General features: G+C 40.3%; 15 protein-coding genes and 1 pseudogene. 10 read left to right on the top strand and 6 right to left on the bottom strand.

The window, feature by feature from the left end; all coding sequences use genetic code 11:
• Together ACESNQ_RS08500 and ACESNQ_RS08495 are read right to left on the bottom strand one after the other, a co-directional pair.
• The coding region (locus tag ACESNQ_RS08500; RefSeq protein WP_373076182.1) for a G5 domain-containing protein at positions 1–4,145 on the bottom strand (4,145 nt) is incomplete at its 3' end.
• A 269-nt stretch (positions 4,146–4,414) separates the two neighbouring features.
• Positions 4,415–5,131: a GntR family transcriptional regulator gene (locus ACESNQ_RS08495; RefSeq protein ID WP_373076180.1), complete on the bottom strand. Its 717-nt coding sequence runs from the start codon at positions 5,129–5,131 to the stop codon at positions 4,415–4,417.
• A gap of 322 nt (positions 5,132–5,453) precedes the next feature.
• Between ACESNQ_RS08495 and ACESNQ_RS08490 the strand changes: the two genes are divergently transcribed.
• From ACESNQ_RS08490 to ACESNQ_RS08460, 7 genes are all read left to right on the top strand, one after another.
• Positions 5,454–7,241 (top strand): glycoside hydrolase family 35 protein, encoded by a 1,788-nt coding sequence (locus ACESNQ_RS08490; protein WP_373076178.1) that lies wholly within the window; start codon positions 5,454–5,456, stop codon positions 7,239–7,241.
• Positions 7,238–7,714 carry a PTS sugar transporter subunit IIB gene (locus ACESNQ_RS08485; protein WP_006149635.1) on the top strand — a complete coding sequence of 159 codons (477 nt, stop codon included), beginning with the start codon at positions 7,238–7,240 and terminating at the stop codon, positions 7,712–7,714. Before ACESNQ_RS08490 ends, ACESNQ_RS08485 begins: the two co-directional genes overlap by 4 nt.
• A 26-nt stretch (positions 7,715–7,740) precedes the next feature.
• Positions 7,741–8,646: a PTS mannose/fructose/sorbose/N-acetylgalactosamine transporter subunit IIC gene (locus tag ACESNQ_RS08480; RefSeq protein WP_247913273.1), complete on the top strand. Its 906-nt coding sequence runs from the start codon at positions 7,741–7,743 to the stop codon at positions 8,644–8,646.
• Entirely contained in the window at positions 8,633–9,454 is an 822-nt protein-coding gene (locus ACESNQ_RS08475; protein ID WP_000185292.1) for a PTS system mannose/fructose/sorbose family transporter subunit IID, read from the top strand. Before ACESNQ_RS08480 ends, ACESNQ_RS08475 begins: the two co-directional genes overlap by 14 nt.
• A gap of 3 nt (positions 9,455–9,457) precedes the next feature.
• A complete protein-coding gene (locus ACESNQ_RS08470) occupies positions 9,458–9,862 on the top strand; it encodes a PTS sugar transporter subunit IIA (RefSeq protein ID WP_373076175.1) in 405 nt (134 codons plus the stop codon).
• A 219-nt stretch (positions 9,863–10,081) separates the two neighbouring features.
• Positions 10,082–11,245, top strand: a complete 1,164-nt coding sequence (locus ACESNQ_RS08465) for an SIS domain-containing protein (RefSeq protein WP_373076173.1) — start codon at positions 10,082–10,084, stop codon at positions 11,243–11,245.
• A 13-nt stretch (positions 11,246–11,258) separates the two neighbouring features.
• Positions 11,259–12,296, top strand: a complete 1,038-nt coding sequence (locus ACESNQ_RS08460; RefSeq protein ID WP_373076171.1) for an aldose epimerase family protein — start codon at positions 11,259–11,261, stop codon at positions 12,294–12,296.
• A 42-nt stretch (positions 12,297–12,338) separates the two neighbouring features.
• Here ACESNQ_RS08460 and rnjA read toward each other — a convergent pair whose 3' ends face one another.
• A complete protein-coding gene (rnjA, locus tag ACESNQ_RS08455; RefSeq protein ID WP_373076169.1) occupies positions 12,339–14,018 on the bottom strand; it encodes a ribonuclease J1 in 1,680 nt (559 codons plus the stop codon).
• Position 14,019: 1 nt separating this feature from the next.
• Complete coding sequence (locus ACESNQ_RS08450) at positions 14,020–14,253, bottom strand: DNA-dependent RNA polymerase subunit epsilon (RefSeq protein ID WP_006149161.1); 234 nt, start codon at positions 14,251–14,253, stop codon at positions 14,020–14,022.
• Between the two features lie 372 nt (positions 14,254–14,625).
• Here ACESNQ_RS08450 and ACESNQ_RS08445 point away from each other — a divergent pair, with 372 nt between their 5' ends.
• From ACESNQ_RS08445 to ACESNQ_RS08435, 3 genes are read left to right on the top strand one after another with little or no spacing between them, the layout of a single operon-like run.
• Positions 14,626–14,850: a hypothetical protein gene (locus ACESNQ_RS08445; protein WP_373076167.1), complete on the top strand. Its 225-nt coding sequence runs from the start codon at positions 14,626–14,628 to the stop codon at positions 14,848–14,850.
• Positions 14,834–15,406 (top strand): hypothetical protein, encoded by a 573-nt coding sequence (locus ACESNQ_RS08440; protein ID WP_373076165.1) that lies wholly within the window; start codon positions 14,834–14,836, stop codon positions 15,404–15,406. The genes ACESNQ_RS08445 and ACESNQ_RS08440 overlap by 17 nt, the downstream gene beginning before the upstream one ends.
• A gap of 19 nt (positions 15,407–15,425) precedes the next feature.
• Positions 15,426–16,187 carry a Fic family protein gene (locus tag ACESNQ_RS08435; RefSeq protein WP_373076163.1) on the top strand — a complete coding sequence of 254 codons (762 nt, stop codon included), beginning with the start codon at positions 15,426–15,428 and terminating at the stop codon, positions 16,185–16,187.
• Between the two features lie 440 nt (positions 16,188–16,627).
• Here the strand turns inward: ACESNQ_RS08435 and ACESNQ_RS08430 are convergent.
• Positions 16,628–16,769, bottom strand: a pseudogene (locus ACESNQ_RS08430) (bacteriocin).
• Between the two features lies 1 nt (position 16,770).
• Entirely contained in the window at positions 16,771–16,953 is a 183-nt protein-coding gene (cibA, locus tag ACESNQ_RS08425) for a fratricide two-peptide bacteriocin subunit CibA (RefSeq protein ID WP_373076161.1), read from the bottom strand.
• Positions 16,954–17,007 lie beyond the last annotated feature (54 nt).

Genomic DNA, 17,007 nt, shown 5'->3' with positions numbered 1-17,007 from the left:
GTTACAGGAGTCCCAACTTCGATGATTTGAGTAACTGGTTCTTGAGCAACAACGCTAGTCACCAATGTTTTCACTTCACTTCCGTCAGCAGCAGTAGACACAGAGTAGAAATGACTACGACGTCCCTTAACACCTTCAGTTACGACACGATTTTCTCCCTTAGGTAATGCATCAGTTTCACGAGTGATAGTTGTAAACGGAATTTCTTCGTCCTCGATGACAACACGTGGTTTGGCATCTGCAACAGGAGCAACTCCTTCTTCGTCGCCGACATGAGTTACAGGAGTTCCAACTTCGATGATTTGAGTAACTGGTTCTTGAGCGACAACACTAGTAACCAATGTTTTCACTTCGCTTCCGTCAGCAGCAGTAGACACAGAGTAGAAATGACTACGACGTCCCTTAACACCTTCAGTTACGACACGAGTTTCTCCCTTAGGTAATGCATCAGTTTCACGAGTGATAGTTGTAAACGGAATTTCTTCGTCCTCGATGACAACACGTGGTTTGGCATCTGCAACAGGAGCAACTCCTTCTTCGTCGCCGACATGAGTTACAGGAGTTCCAACTTCGATGATTTGAGTAACTGGTTCTTGAGCGACAACACTAGTAACCAATGTTTTCACTTCGCTTCCGTCAGCAGCAGTAGACACAGAGTAGAAATGACTACGACGTCCCTTAACACCTTCAGTTACGACACGAGTTTCTCCCTTAGGCAATGCATCAGTTTCACGAGTGATAGTTGTAAACGGAATTTCTTCGTCCTCAATCACAACACGTGGTTTGGCATCTGCAACAGGAGCAACTCCTTCTTCGTCGCCGACATGAGTGACAGGAGCTCCAACTTCAATCACTTGATTGACAGCTTCTTTTGTGACTTTTTCTTCAAGAACTGTTTCGGTTTCCTTACCATTTTCAGTAGTAACTGAGACGTAGATTGTACGTTCACCTTTGGCACCTTCAGTGACAACTTTTTCTTGTCCTGCTGGAAGGTTAGGGTTTTCCTTCTTAACAGTCTCAAATGGGATTTCTTCCGTTCTTGTGATAAGCTCTGGTCGGTTTTCAACGTTGGCAGCAACTTCATTTTCATCAAGGCTTCCTGAGTGAGTTGCAGCTGGTTTGAGGCCAAGTCTTGCTGCTTTAAGGTTAGCTACAAGTGTATCCAACTCAGCTTGTTTATTACGGTTGAGATTGTAGTTCAGTGCTTCTTTAGCAGCCTTGAGAGCATCGAGGCTTTCTGTGCTATATCCTTCTAAGTTTTCAGGGATTTGAGCAAGTTCCTCGCGTAGAGCCTTGTAATCGGCACGGAAGTAGTCTTTGTTGTGATCTGCAAATGCAGTCATGAGCTCAAAGATTTCTTCTTCTTTGTACTCAGCGCTTGGTCTATCTGCCCAGATAGCTACCATACTACCAACAGTAGGTAAATCAACCTCAGGATATTTAGTTGAAGCTAGCTGGTTAAATGGAGTTTTTTCAGTGTTTTCGATAGCTTTCTTGAGGAAGCCGCCACCATCTTCTGGTTTTTGACCGAGGATATAGTACCAATCTCCATTAGTGTTAAGGAACTTATAGCCCTTGCTTGCTAGATATTGAGGAGATGCAAGGTTATAACCCCACCAACCTTTAGACCAGTAAGAGATGATAACATCTTTATCAAACTCAACATCGTCCTTATCTTCATAGTAGAAACCATCGTTAAAGGCCATTGGTTGTAGACCTTTTTCTTTAGCCATGGCAGCTAGACTATTAGCATAATCTGCAAACTTACCATAGAGTCCATACCACTTGAGGTAGTACCAACCTTGAGCGTTAGTAGCATCGTTGGCATACTCGTCTGTACCATAGTTAAAGATCTTAGTCTTGCCTGCAAAGAAGTCCATGTATTTGCCGATAAGGGCTTTTGTAAAGTTCATTGCTTCTTCGTTTTCAAGGTCCATGGTTGTTTTTGAAACCTTGTCAAAGTTAGCTTGAGGGTTTGCAATGCCCAATTTTTCCATAGCGACAAGCATAGCATCCATGTGGCCAGGACTGTTGATAGCAGGGATGATTCCAATGCCTCTATCCTTAGCATATTGAATAAGCTCAGTGATTTCAGCTTGGTTCAAAGTTGTTCCATTTGGATCGTCGTAGTAAGATTTTGTTCCTTCAATGATGGCATTTTTTACATCGTCACTTGCATAGGTCTTGCCGTTTGCAGTGATTGTCATGTCATCCAAGAGGAAGCGAAGTCCGTCATTTCCAAGGAGGAGATGAAGGTCAGAGTAACCAAGTTCGCTGGCTTTATCTACGATACGTTTGAGTTGGTCTAGAGTGAAGTATTTACGTCCAGCATCGATTGAGATAACCTTGTTTTTGGCAAGTTTTTCAACTTCACGTTTGGCATCTTCTTCTTTTTGAGCTTCTGGTGTGAAGGTTAAGTTGCTAACAGCTTCTTGGAGTTTTGCAATTGCTTGGTCAATGCTATCTTGTTCAGCGCGACTAAGGTTGCTATCAAGAGAGCGAATGGCTTTTTCAGCTTCTTTAACGGCAGCAATACTTTCTGCAGTATAGCGACTAAGGTCAGTTGGGACTTCTTTAAGAGCTTGTTCAGCAGACTCGTAGTCAGCGGCGAAATATTCAGCATTTGAGTTTGCGAATTGACGCATGAGTTTGAAGAGGCGAGATGGAGAGTAGCGGGCAGATGGAGTATCGGCCCAAGCAGCTACCATACCACCGATGATAGGGATATCGGCACCTTCAGTTTTTGGAACAGAAGTAATCGGTGTGCTCTTAATACCGTTCAAACCTTGGTCTAGGTTATACCAACCCTGTCCATCAGCATTACGGCCGAGAACGTAGTACCAAGCATCATTAGTGTTGAGGATTTCATGCCCTTTTTCAACTAGTAGTTTAGAAGAAGCGACATCGTAACCGCCCCAACCACCAGTCCACATAGACACGATGATGTCTTTGTCAAAGGTACCAAAAGTAGTATCGCTATTATAATAGATACCGTCATTGAAGGCCATTGGTTTAAGACCGTGAGATTTGACGATACGAGCTAGGTCATTAGCATAGGCGATGAATTTATCATAACCCTTGTCTGGGAAACCATCTTCTGGATACCATTTATAGGCTTGCAGAACACTCCATCCTTTGGCATTAGTAGCATCATTAGCATACTCATCCAAACCGATGTTAAAGATTTCAGACTTGCCAGCAAAGTAAGCCGCGTATTTATCAATCAAGGCTTTTGTAAAGGCAACAGCCTTTTCGTTGTCAAGGTCAACTGTACGTTCTGATTCTTTACCAAAGTAGTTGAAGTTAGGTTTTTCAATGCCAAGCTCTTTCATGGCATTGAGGATAGCATCCATATGACCTGGGCTATTGACTGTTGGAATCAGTCCAATTCCTTTATTCTTAGCATAACCAATCAAGTCAGTCATTTGGCTTTCAGTTAGATGATTACCGTTTGGATCATTGTAGTAGGCATTGGTTCCATTTTCAACAGCACGTTTGACATCATCGCTTGCGTAAGTTTTGTCACCTACAGTTAGAGACATATCATCAAGCATGAAGCGCAAGCCATCATTTCCGACTAAAAGGTGAAGATCAGTATAGCCATAGTGTTTGGCCTTGTCGATGATTTCTTTCAGTTGATCTGGAGAGAAGTATTTACGTCCAGCATCAATTGAGACGATTTTCTTTTTAGCCAGTTTTTCATTGACTTGAGCTGCTCGCTCTGTAGCGACTGCAGGTGCTTCGACCTTAGTAACTTCTTTGTTTTCTTCTTTTTCTTTTTCAGATTCTGTCTTCTTAGCTTCTTCAGTAATTTCTGCCTTAGCTGGAGTTTCTTCTGCTGTGACTGGTTCTGCTACGGCAGGTGCAGGAGCAACTTCAACTTTTGGAGCTTCAGTAGTTGTTACTGGAGCAACTGGGGTCACTGGAGACGCATTTTCTGTTGTTGGAGCAGTCTCGAGTTTTTCTTCACTCGTTGGTGGAGTGACTTCTCCAGTGGTTTGGACAGCAGGCTGATTTTCTGTTGGAGTAGGTACGACTCCGTCAGCAGCAACGGCTTGAGCCTGAAAGGCAAAGCCAATCAATACAGAAGCTGCTCCGATTGCATATTTACGAATAGAGAAGCGCTGTTTATTTTCTGGTTTCATTAAAAAACCTCCCCTTTTATATTTTTGATAGCGTTTTCACATACTAACTCTATTGTATGTTCTAACTAAAATAAAGTCAAGTTTTTGAGGAAATTACTATAAAAAATAGAATAATTTATAAATTAAGATATATTTTTCTAATTTTGACTATTTTTTAGTAAAAAGGTTACTAATTATAGAATTGCTCGAAATGCTATTTTCAGGGAAGGGAGCTGATGCTATAATGGGTATATAAAAACCCTGAGACAGTTGCCTCAGGATTTTTAAAATTAGTGATCACGGTCACAAGAGATGAATTTAATTTTGTAGAAATCAGAACGTTTATAAGTTTCGATGTATTCCAAAACTTGACCAGTTGCTTCGAGCTGAGTTGTCTTAGTTTGGAAAACAGTTGGGAATTTAGTGTCGATTCCTAGGATAGAAGCGGCATGTCCTGGCGTCGGAAATACAATTTCGTTAATTTCTTCAAAATGCTCGTCATTCATGTGAATGTGGTAGTCCAATTTGAAACGAGTATAGATAGAACTATAGTATTCAAGATTTGGATAGTTGGCATTGATGTATTGTTCAGGAATATATGAACTGTGATAGATATAGGTAACACCATTTGTTTCACGAACACGTTCAATCTTATAATAGAATTGATCGCCGCGTAGGCCGAGTTTTTCTAAGTATTTAAGATCGTTCCCGCGTTCGATAGAAAGAACAGTTACCTTATCGTCTTTGGTCTCGAAGATTTCTACATCAGAAAATTCAACGAGTTTATGCTTGCGAGCACGAGCCACGAAAGTTCCCTTCCCTTGTTGGCGGACAATATATCCGTCTTTGGCAAGGTCGTTCAAGGCACGAACTACTGTGATTGAACTAACATCATACATGGAAATCAATTCTGCTTCAGTGTAGAACTTATCTCCACTAGCGAATTGACCAGAAATGATCTTATTTTTCAATTCATCCTTAATGTATTGATACTTTGGAATTGCCATATTTTCACCTCATTTTTTTCCTTCTCCACTTATCATTTTAACATAAATTCTTAAAAATAGCTGAAAAGCACTTAAAAAAATTAAAATATCAGAATAAGAAATTAGAATAGATATAAATAATTTGTGTTTTGCCATGTATTTTTGCTCTTAAGTCAGAATGTTGATTTTATAGGATTTGAGATGATTTTTAGAAAAGATTCAGTAAAAAAATAGAAAAATTTTAAAGAAAATTTCAAAAAGTATTGACATTAATCCCCGATTAGTTTATAGTTGATATAACAATACATGAAAGCGCAAACTTTTCGCTTTTAGGGGAGGAAGAATGGCAAGATTTGAAATTAAAGATGATTTCTATCTGGATGGGAAACCGTTCAAGATTTTGTCTGGGGCCATTCATTATTTTAGAGTTCCTGCGGAAGATTGGCATCATTCATTGTATAACCTCAAGGCACTAGGTTTCAATACGGTTGAGACTTATGTTGCTTGGAACATGCATGAACCTGCTGAAGGTCACTTTAACTTTGAAGGCAATCTTGATTTAGAGAGATTTCTTCAAACTGCACAAGATTTGGGCTTATATGCAATTGTACGTCCTTCTCCATTTATCTGTGCAGAGTGGGAATTCGGTGGTTTACCAGCATGGCTCTTGACCAAGGATATGAGAATTCGGTCATCTGACCCGGCTTTCATTGACATGGTTGGTCGCTACTATGATCAGTTACTTCCACGTCTAGTTCCGAGATTATTGGAAAACGGTGGGAACATTCTCATGATGCAAGTCGAAAATGAGTACGGATCCTATGGCGAGGACAAGACCTACTTGAGGGAAATTCGACGTTTGATGGAAGAACGAGCAGTTACTTGTCCGCTTTTCACATCAGATGGACCATGGCGAGCAACTCTTAAGGCTGGAACCTTAATTGAGGATGATCTTTTTGTGACAGGGAACTTTGGTTCCAAGGCTGCTTATAATTTCTCACAAATGCAAGAATTCTTTGATGAGCATGGCAAGAAATGGCCACTCATGTGTATGGAATTCTGGGATGGCTGGTTCAATCGATGGAAAGAACCAATCATCAAGCGTGAACCTGAGGAATTAGCAGAAGCTGTCCACGAGGTTTTAGAGCAAGGCTCTATCAACCTTTACATGTTCCACGGTGGAACAAACTTTGGTTTTATGAATGGTTGTTCAGCTCGAGGAACCATTGATTTACCACAAGTAACATCTTATGATTATGACGCTCTTCTTGATGAAGCTGGAAACCCAACTGCTAAATATTACGCAGTGAAAGAAATGATGGCGACTTACTATCCTGAGTATCCACAATCTGATTCACTTCACAAGGAAAGTATGGAAGTTAAAGCGATTCCGCTAGTTGAGAAAGTTTCCTTGTTTGAAACCTTAGATTCCTTAACGAGTCCGATTGAAAGTCTCTATCCTAAGAAAATGGAAGAGCTGGGGCAAGGATACGGATATCTACTCTATCGTACGGAAGTTAGTTGGGATGCAGATGAAGAACGCATTCGAATTATTGACGGGCGAGATAGAGCTCAACTCTTTATCGATGGTAAACGAGTGGCAACACAGTACCAAACAGAAATCGGTGAAGATACTTTTTGTCAAGGGAAAAAGAAAGCGCTCTCCAACATTGATATACTCATTGAAAATATGGGACGTGTCAACTATGGACACAAATTCTTAGCAGATACCCAGCGAAAAGGAATTCGCACAGGTGTTTGTAAAGATCTGCATTTCTTGCTCAATTGGAAACACTATCCGCTTCCGCTTGATAATCCTGAGAAGATTGATTTCTCAAAAGGATGGACAGACGGGCAACCTGCCTTTTACGCTTATGACTTTGCAGTTGAGGCGCCAAAGGATACCTACTTAGACTTATCTGAGTTTGGTAAAGGGATTGCTTATATCAACGGACACAATCTAGGTCGTTTCTGGAATGTCGGTCCAACCTTATCTCTATATATTCCACACAGCTATCTCAAGGAAGGTGCCAACCGCATCATTATCTTTGAAACTGAAGGGGAATATAAAGAACACATACATTTAACTCGTAAACCTACACTAAAACAAATAAAGGGGGAAAACTTATGACAATTGTAGGATGCCGTATAGATGGGCGCTTAATTCACGGACAAGTAGCAAACCTTTGGTCTGCTAAACTGAATGTTTCACGTATCATGGTCGTTGACAATGAAGTTGTGAACAACGATGTTGAAAAAAGCGGCTTGAAACTTGCAACACCACCAGGTGTAAAACTTAGTATTTTGCCAGTTGATAAAGCAGCAGCGAATATCCTTGCTGGTAAATATGATAGCCAACGTCTTTTGATTGTAGCACGCAAACCTGACCGTTTCCTCGGTTTGGTAGAAGCAGGTGTGCCACTTGAAACTGTCAATGTCGGCAACATGTCTCAAACACCAGAAACTCGTGCTATCACACGTTCTATCAACGTTGTAGATAAAGACGTAGAAGATTTCCACAAATTGGCGGAAAAAGGTGTAAAACTTACTGCTCAAATGGTTCCAAATGATCCAGTTTCAGACTTTTTGAGCTTATTAAAATAGGAAAAAATTTTTAGGAGGTCATTGTTATGATACAATGGTGGCAAATTTTACTTCTCACTTTGTACTCAGCTTATCAAATCTGTGATGAGTTGACGATCGTTTCTTCTGCAGGTTCGCCTGTATTCGCTGGTTTCATTACTGGTTTAGTCATGGGAGATTTGACAACTGGTTTGTTTATCGGTGGTAGCTTGCAGTTGTTCGTACTTGGGGTAGGTACCTTCGGTGGTGCTTCTCGTATCGACGCAACTTCTGGTGCGGTTCTTGCGACTGCTTTCTCAGTTTCACAAGGAATCGAAACAGACCTTGCGATCACTACAATCGCTGTACCAGTAGCGGCACTTTTGACTTACTTCGACGTACTTGGTCGTATGACTACTACATTCTTCGCACACCGTATTGATGCTGCGATCGAACGCTTTGACTATAAAGCTATCGAACGTAACTACCTTCTTGGTGCGCTTCCATGGGCTGCTTCTCGTGCCCTTCCAGTATTCTTCGCCCTTGCTTTCGGTGGAGAATTCGTACAAGGTGTTGTAAACCTTGTTAAAGAATACCAATGGGTTGCAGACGGTTTGACTCTTGCAGGTCGTATGCTTCCAGGTCTTGGATTCGCTATCTTGCTTCGTTACCTTCCAGTTAAACGTAACCTTCACTACCTTGCTATGGGATTCGGTTTGACAGCTATGTTGACTGTACTTTACTCATACGTAACAGGTCTTGGTGGAGCAGTTGCTGGTATCATTGGCACTCTTCCTGCTGACGTTGCTGAAAAAATTGGCTTTGCAAACAACTTCAAAGGATTGTCTATGATCGGTATCTCTATCGTGGGTATCTTCCTTGCAGTTGTTCACTTCAAGAACAGCCAAAAAGTTGCTGTAGCAGCACCTTCTACACCATCAGAAAGTGGGGAAATTGAAGATGACGAATTCTAATTACAAATTAACAAAAGAAGATTTTAATCAAATTAACAAACGTAGCTTGTTCACTTTCCAATTGGGATGGAACTATGAGCGTATGCAAGCATCAGGTTACCTTTACATGATCTTGCCACAATTGCGTAAAATGTATGGAGATGGAACTCCTGAGTTGAAAGAAATGATGAAAGTTCATACTCAATTCTTCAACACTTCACCATTCTTCCACACAATTATTGCTGGTTTTGACCTTGCTATGGAAGAAAAAGATGGCGTTGGTTCAAAAGATGCGGTTAACGGTATCAAGACAGGTTTGATGGGACCATTCGCTCCTCTTGGAGATACAATCTTTGGTTCACTTGTACCTGCTATCATGGGATCTATCGCTGCAACAATGGCTATCGCTGGTCAACCTTGGGGTATCTTCCTTTGGATTGCAGTTGCAGTAGCGTATGACATCTTCCGTTGGAAACAGTTGGAATTTGCCTACAAAGAAGGGGTTAACCTTATCAACAACATGCAAAGCACTTTGACAGCTTTGATTGAAGCTGCATCTGTTCTTGGTGTATTCATGATGGGTGCTCTTGTAGCAACAATGATCAACTTTGAAATTTCATACAAATTGCCAATCGGTGAGAAAATGATTGACTTCCAAGATATCTTGAACTCAATCTTCCCACGCTTGCTTCCAGCAATCTTCACAGCATTCATCTTCTGGTTGCTTGGTAAGAAAGGTATGAACTCAACTAAAGCAATCGGTATTATCATTGCTCTTGCTGTTGGACTTTCATTCATCGGTAAATTCTTACTTGGAATGGGCGCATAATTTATGAGTAAATCATTGATTTTAGTGAGCCACGGTCGTTTCTGTGAAGAACTTAAAGGTAGCACAGAGATGATTATGGGACCACAAGACAACATTCATGCGGTTGCTCTTCTTCCAGAAGATGGACCAGAAGAATTTACTGCTAAATTTGAAGCTGCTGTTGAAGGATTGGATGATTTCCTAGTCTTTGCGGATCTTCTTGGCGGAACTCCATGTAACGTGGTGAGCCGTTTGATTATGGAAGGTCGCGACATTGAACTTTATGCAGGAATGAACCTTCCAATGGTCATTGAGTTTATCAATGCAAGCCTAACTGGCATGGATGCGGACTATAAGAGTCGTGCTTCAGAAAGCATTGTGAAAGTTAATGATTTATTGGCAAGCTTCGACGACGATGAAGATGAATAATACTCTTCAAAAATCAAATTCAAACCACGTCAGCTTCGCCTTGCCGTACTTGAGTACAGCCTTCGGCTAGCTTCCGAGTTTGCTCTTTGATTTTCATTGAGTATAAGATGTGATTGCATTAAAATGTTAAATCATCTTATAGAAAATATACATGGGAATGGGAGCGACTCCCATTCCCATGTTTTCAATCATGAAACAATATTAGATTAGAGGTTTTCAATGCTAGATTATACAAAAGAAGATTTGCTTGAGTTGGGAGCAGAGATCACCACGCGTGAAATTTACCAACAACCAGATGTTTGGAAGGAAGCTTTTGAATCTTACCAAGCACGCCGTGATGAAATTGCAGCCTTCTTGAAAGGAATTGCAGATAAACATGACTACATCAAAGTTATCCTGACTGGTGCTGGGACTTCAGCTTATGTAGGCGACACCTTAGTTCCATACTTCAAGGAAGTCTATGACGAACGTAAATGGAATTTCAATGCTATTGCTACAACAGATATCGTTGCAAACCCACAAACCTATTTGAAAAAAGACGTGGTAACTGTTTTGGTATCATTTGCACGTAGTGGAAACTCACCTGAGAGTGTAGCAACCGTTGACTTGGCTAAGGTTTTAGTTGACGAGCTTTATCAAGTAACGATCACTTGTGCGGCTGAAGGGAAATTAGCACTTCAAGCCCACGGTGACGATCGCAACCTCTTGCTCTTGCAACCGGCAGCTTCTAACGATGCTGGCTTTGCTATGACATCAAGCTTTACTTCAATGATGTTGACAGCACTTTTGGTCTTCGATCCAACTGAATTTGCTGTTAAAGCTGAACGTTTTGAAGTGCTTTCTAGTCTTGCTCGTAAAGTTCTTGACAATGTGGCAGATGTGAAAGAGTTGGTTGACCTAGACTTTAACCGAGTGATTTACTTAGGTGCAGGTCCATTCTTCGGACTTGCTCATGAGGCACAACTGAAAATTTTGGAATTGACTGCTGGTCAGGTTGCGACAATGTATGAAAGTCCAGTCGGCTTCCGTCACGGCCCAAAATCTCTTATCAATGAAGATACTGTAGTTTTAGTCTTTGGTTCTACAACAGACTATACTCGTAAGTACGACTTAGACTTGGTTCGTGAAGTTGCAGGGGACCAAATCGCTCGTCGCGTTGTTCTCTTGAGTGATCAAGCCTTTGGTCTTGAAAACGTTAAGGAAGTAGCACTTGGCTGTGGCGGTGTCTTGAATGACGTTTACCGTGTATTCCCTTATATTGTTTATGGTCAATTATTTGCTCTCTTGACTTCGCTTAAGGTTGGAAATAGACCAGATACACCATCACCTACAGGTACAGTGAACCGCGTCGTTCAAGGTGTTATTATTCACGAATTCAAATAATAAGGAGAAAAGGATGAAAACATACACAGAACGTGTATTTGGGAAAGTTGATGACAAGGATGTTGTCGCTTATCGCTTTGAAACAGAAGCAGGCTACCAACTAGAAATCATGACCTATGGTGCAACGATTCTACGCTATGTAACTCCTGATAAGGCTGGTAATTTTGCCAATGTTATCCTAGGCTTTGATGATTTTGACAGCTATGTAGGTAACAGTCCTAAACATGGAGCGAGTGTAGGTCCAGTTGCAGGTCGTATCGCAGGTGCGACATTCGAATTGAACGGGAAAACCTATGAACTCGAAGTCAATAACGCAAGCAACTGTAACCACAGTGGTTCAACAGGTTGGGATTCTAGTTTGTTTGAGCTAGTCGAGGTGAGCGACCATGGTTTGACTCTTTACACAGAAAGAACAGACGGGACAGGAGGTTTCCCTGGAAACCTTAAAATTTGGATTAGCTACCACTTGGAAGAAACTGGTGCTTACGAAGTCAGCTACAAGGTAACGACAGACAAAGATACTTTGGTCAATCCGACCAACCATAGCTACTTTAACTTGTCAGGTGATTTCACTCAGACTATTGACCGCCATGTTTTCCAACTGAATACAGAAGGTATTTATCCAATCGCTCCTGACGGTGTCCCAGCTAAAGCTCCAGATGCTGATCGTGATGTGGTTAAACATATCTACAATGGCGCCTTGTTGAAAGATATCTTTGCAGACGAAGATGAGCAAATCCAACTCGTATCTGGTTTAGACCACCCATTTGCTCTGCCTGCAGGACATGATAATGCTGGTTTCCTCTATGACCAAGGTTCAGGTCGCTTCTTACTCTTTAAAACAGAAGCTCCTTGCTTTGTAGTTTACACAGCAAACTTTGTCGATGATAGTGTCATTATTGCGGGTCAGCCAATGATGCAGCACAATGGAATTGCTCTTGAAGCACAGGCTTTACCAGATGCTATTCACAGTGACCTGAAAGATCAAGTCATTCTAAAAGCAGGTGAAACTTTCACTAGCAAAACTCGTTACGAAATTGTCGTTAAATAATAAAAAATTCTCTGAAGTCATAGGATTTCAGAGAATTTTTTATTATTCTTCATCTGGTGTGAGAATCATCGGAATGATGATTGGTTCACGTTCAGTGTTTTCGTAGAGGAATGGTCGAATGGCGTTTACGATAGCACCATTGACTGATTGGACGCTGGCATCCTTGTTTTTCAAAGCGATACGAATAGCATTGAAAAGGATACGCTGACTTTGACGGATCAAGTCGCCAGATTCGCGCATGTAGACGAAACCACGACTAAGGATATCTGGTCCAGAAATAATCATCTGAGACTCAAAGTCTACCGTTGCGACAGCAAGTACGACACCGTCTTCGGATAGGTCTCGGCGGTCTTTTAGGACTGTTGCACCGATTTCGCCGATCCGATTTCCATCGACGTAGATATCCTGAGCATTGAAATGACCAGCGATACGAGCAGAGTTTGCAGTAAGGGCAAGGACATCACCATTGCTCATGATAAAGATATTGTCTTTTTCAACTCCAGTATCTACGGCAAGTCCAGCGTGGACTTTTTGCATGCGATATTCACCGTGAACAGGCATGAAGTATTTTGGTTTGATGAGGCGAAGCATGAGTTTTTGCTCTTGTTGACCACCGTGTCCAGATGTATGGATGTTGTTAATCTTACCATGGATGACTTCAACACCAGCTTCAGAAATGATGTTAATCAGCTTGTTAACGCTAGTGGTGTTTCCTGGGATTGGACTAGATGAGAAGATAACCGTATCGCCAGGTTGGAGTTGCACTTGACGGTGGGTTCCGTTAGCGATTCGAGAGAGAGCCGCCATAGGTTCGCCCTGGCTACCTGTACAAAGGATAAGAATTTCACCTGCAGGATAGTCTTTGATTTCATTTGGTTCGATGAAGGTTCCCTTTGGCGCTTTGATGTAGCCAAGTTCGATTCCGTTGACAATGGCTTTTTCCATAGAACGTCCAAAGACAGCAATCTTACGACCTGTTTTAACAGCGGCATCAGTCGCTTGTTGGAGACGGAAGATATTTGAGGCAAAGGATGCAAAGATGATACGTCCCTCGATACCTTGAATAATCTTCATAATAGACTGACCAACGACTTTTTCAGAGTTTGTAAAGGTTGGCACTTCAGCATTTGTCGAGTCAGAGAGTAAGCAAAGCACTCCGTCTTCACCTAGGGCTGCCATACGGTGCAAGTCTGCAGGTTCACCAACTGGTGTAAAGTCAAACTTGAAGTCACCGGTACAAACGATTTTTCCTTGAGGTGTGTGGATAACAATTCCCAAAGGTTCTGGGATCGAGTGAGTTGTTCTAAAGAAAGTTGCTTTAAGATTTTTAAAGGTCAACTCAGTGTTGTGGTTGATTTCGTGAAGTGTGGCATTGCGCAAAAGGCCATGCTCTTCGAGTTTTCCACGGATCAAAGCGAGGGCTAGTGGACCTGCATAGATAGGGATATTTGCTTGCTTGAGCAAGAAAGGAATCCCACCAATATGGTCCTCGTGTCCGTGTGTAATCAAGAGAGCCTTGACGCGGTCGATATTTTCGACAATGTAAGAGTAATCAGGGATAACGTAGTCGATACCAAGCAAGTCATCCTCGGGGAATTTAATCCCTGCATCAACGATGATGATTTCGTCTTGGTATTCGATTCCGTATGTATTTTTACCGATTTCTCCTAGACCACCAATGGCAAAAACGCCCACTTCTTCTGGTTTAAGAGTATAGGCCATATTAGAACTCCGTAATTTCGAATGCGCCAGTTTCTTTTTCGTAGTCTAGCAATTTGTCTGACAAGAGCTCGATATATTCAACGTTGAATTCTGGACGGTTTTTTTCAACAAGTTCACGAGCAATGATACGTCCCTCAAGTTCTGAGCTGGCATCAATGTCTAAGTAAAGTGAGCGTGTTGTTTCACGACGTGGGCTACGGTCTTTTGTTTCTTGATAAAAAACTTTGTAAATCATGTGTTTCCTTTCTGTTTTCAGGTCAGCTGTATTCAAAAAATTACCAGCTTGAAGCTGTTTGTTTCTATTTCATTTTCTGCCTGTATTGACCTTGATTCGTTACAATTATCTCAATTATAACATAAAAAGGGGAATTAGTAAAAGAGGGGAACGGAGAAAGTGAAGGCTGAAAAAGCTTGACAATTGTGGGGAACCTTGTTCCAAGACCATAAAGCTACTATGGACCAATCAAGAAAAAGCCCTTGACCGAAGTCAAGAGCCAATGATAAAATGAAGAAAAATGAGATAAGGCAAATTACTAAATGAATGATGCAGTTGAAACTACTTTATTACTAACCCTATTTTACTATGAGGGAGAACAATATACGAGAAATGAAGACACAGTTGAGGCTAATAGAAGAAAAAATGATTTCAACTTTAGATGATATAGCTGATGAACTAAAAGAAATTGACGAAGAACTTTATCAAGAATACCAGGAAACAATTAACAATCTTGAAAATATCTCAGATGAAGAATATCAAATTATCAAAAATGATATGATTGAGAGTGTAATAGAAATTATCAAAAATGAGGGAAGATATGAGACCGACATTTAAACAAGTAAGAGACTACTTTATTAATAAAGAGGCTAAACCTCCAATCACTAATGAATATATGAAAACAGGATATGGACAAACAGAAGGAGGTTATATTGATTTCGCCCAAATTTGTTCTGCACAAGGAGAATTTATTTCAAAACATAAAAACCATCGAAAAAATTATGAAGTTCTCAAAAACTGTATAGAGAAAAATTTATTTGAAGAATATGAACTATCTTATCTGCGGAAAATAAGTGATATCTCGATTTTAGACTTAAATTTAGATGATAAATGTGAACCAAATCAAAAATGGCATCTATATGTTTCATTGTTTGCTCAGACAATAATTAAAATCAAAAATGAAGGTAAAACTGCTGAAGACTTGTGGATAACACAGTTTCGTAAATATCCGAGTTTACAACTAAAATTATGGATGGCCGAAGTTGTAGGGCTAGGCATGCAAGAAATTGGTGATGCCATTAAGAATAATGCAGGTAAGGGCAAAGTAAACAACTTGATTAGGGAAATATCCTGGGATGCTATTTTTGAGATAGTATATAAAGAATCAATTTAAAAATATTATAGGAGATGCAATGGACCTTATTGAAAGACTCTTAGAAGAACGTAACACAAAACTTCATGGGGGAATCTACGATATAACTCAAAAACGTTTTGCCTATCATTCCAATAAAATAGAAGGCAGTAGCCTGACTGAAAATCAGGTTAGTTTTATTTATGATACAAAAATCATCGCAAATATCGGGGAAAGGGGAATCAGAATTGATGATGTGATTGAAATGGCAAATCATTTCAAATGTTTTGACTACATTCTGGATACTGTGAATGAACCACTGACAGAAGCTTATATTAAAAAAATTCATCAAATATTAAAAAGTGGAACCAGTTTGGAGTATAGCCCTCTTGCTTCTGTCGGAACCTACAAATTACTCCCAAATATCGTAGGAAATATGGAGACAACTCCTGTAGAATGTGTTGAAGAAGAGATGCGGACCTTACTAATTGGATATAACTTAAATAACGCCAAAGAATTGGAGTATCTTACTACTTTTCATGCTAACTTTGAAAAAATCCATCCATTCGCTGATGGGAATGGTCGAGTGGGTCGCTTGCTATTGTTTAAGGAGTGTCTAAAAGAAGGAATTGTTCCTTTCATTATAGATGTTTTGAATAAGAAATGTTATTACTCTGCCTTGAAAGATCTTCAACTTAGGGATAACAAAGAACCTCTGTTGACTTATTTTCAGGGTGAACAAAATAATTACATCAACTATTTAAAAAATAAAAATTTTGACGGAAAGATTAATCGTGCCAAAGAATATTCTCAAAAAGTCTAAGAGTTTTATGAAAGAATTCAAGGAAAATATTGAAAAGACTCTGTTTTAGGTCGGAAAAAAAGCCCTTGACCAAAGCCAAGAGCCTACTAATAACATTGGGGGCGAACTAATCAATCGCAATTCCGGTTATTTAGAAGGCGAACCCTCAAGGACAGCACCACAGCCTGAAGAGCCAAAGGCTCAACCTGATTTTCCTACCAATGTTCAATTATATTTTAACATTGACGGTTAAAAGAGTCAAAGGATTTGCCATCTTTACACCCCTCTTTTTTCTCAGCAAAAATCATGTTGAAACATAAAAAGAAAACAATGCAAACCGATAAATCAACTGGTAAGGAGACCCTAGTTATGTTTAAATCATTTAGAAGATAGAGCAAGCAATAGCCGAGGAAGAGAAAAAAGTTAACCCTTCTAAAAATGTAATTTTTATCTAGCATGACTTAGCCAAATTTCTTACGAAGATCTTTCCCGATAGTGTAAGCAGCCATAAATAAAGCTATATCAACACCTACGCCAACCCCCCTTAATTCCTTGCAATTCTTTATTAGAAATTGCACAATACTTATCCAAACCTTTAATCATTCTAATCTCCTAAAAAATAACCAGCAGCCAAACCAGAACCTACAAGTGCTGTTCTACCTGCAATAGCTTTCCAAGATACTGCTACTCCAAAGATAACTAAGGGAGCGAGACCACCATCAATATCAGATAATTCGTTTTCAGATAACGATAAAAATTGATTGTCAAGAACGTCAAAATTTGTCATTGAGTTTCCCCCCTTTTTTCTTGTTCACTTATATATTCGGAAAAGATAGGAAAA

Origin of the sequence: Streptococcus infantis (assembly GCF_964243025.1) — a bacterium.
GTDB classification, from domain to species: domain Bacteria; phylum Bacillota; class Bacilli; order Lactobacillales; family Streptococcaceae; genus Streptococcus; species Streptococcus infantis_N.
The sequence above is the reverse complement of the archived record's forward strand: the minus strand, read 5'-3'. Positions and strand labels throughout refer to the sequence as shown.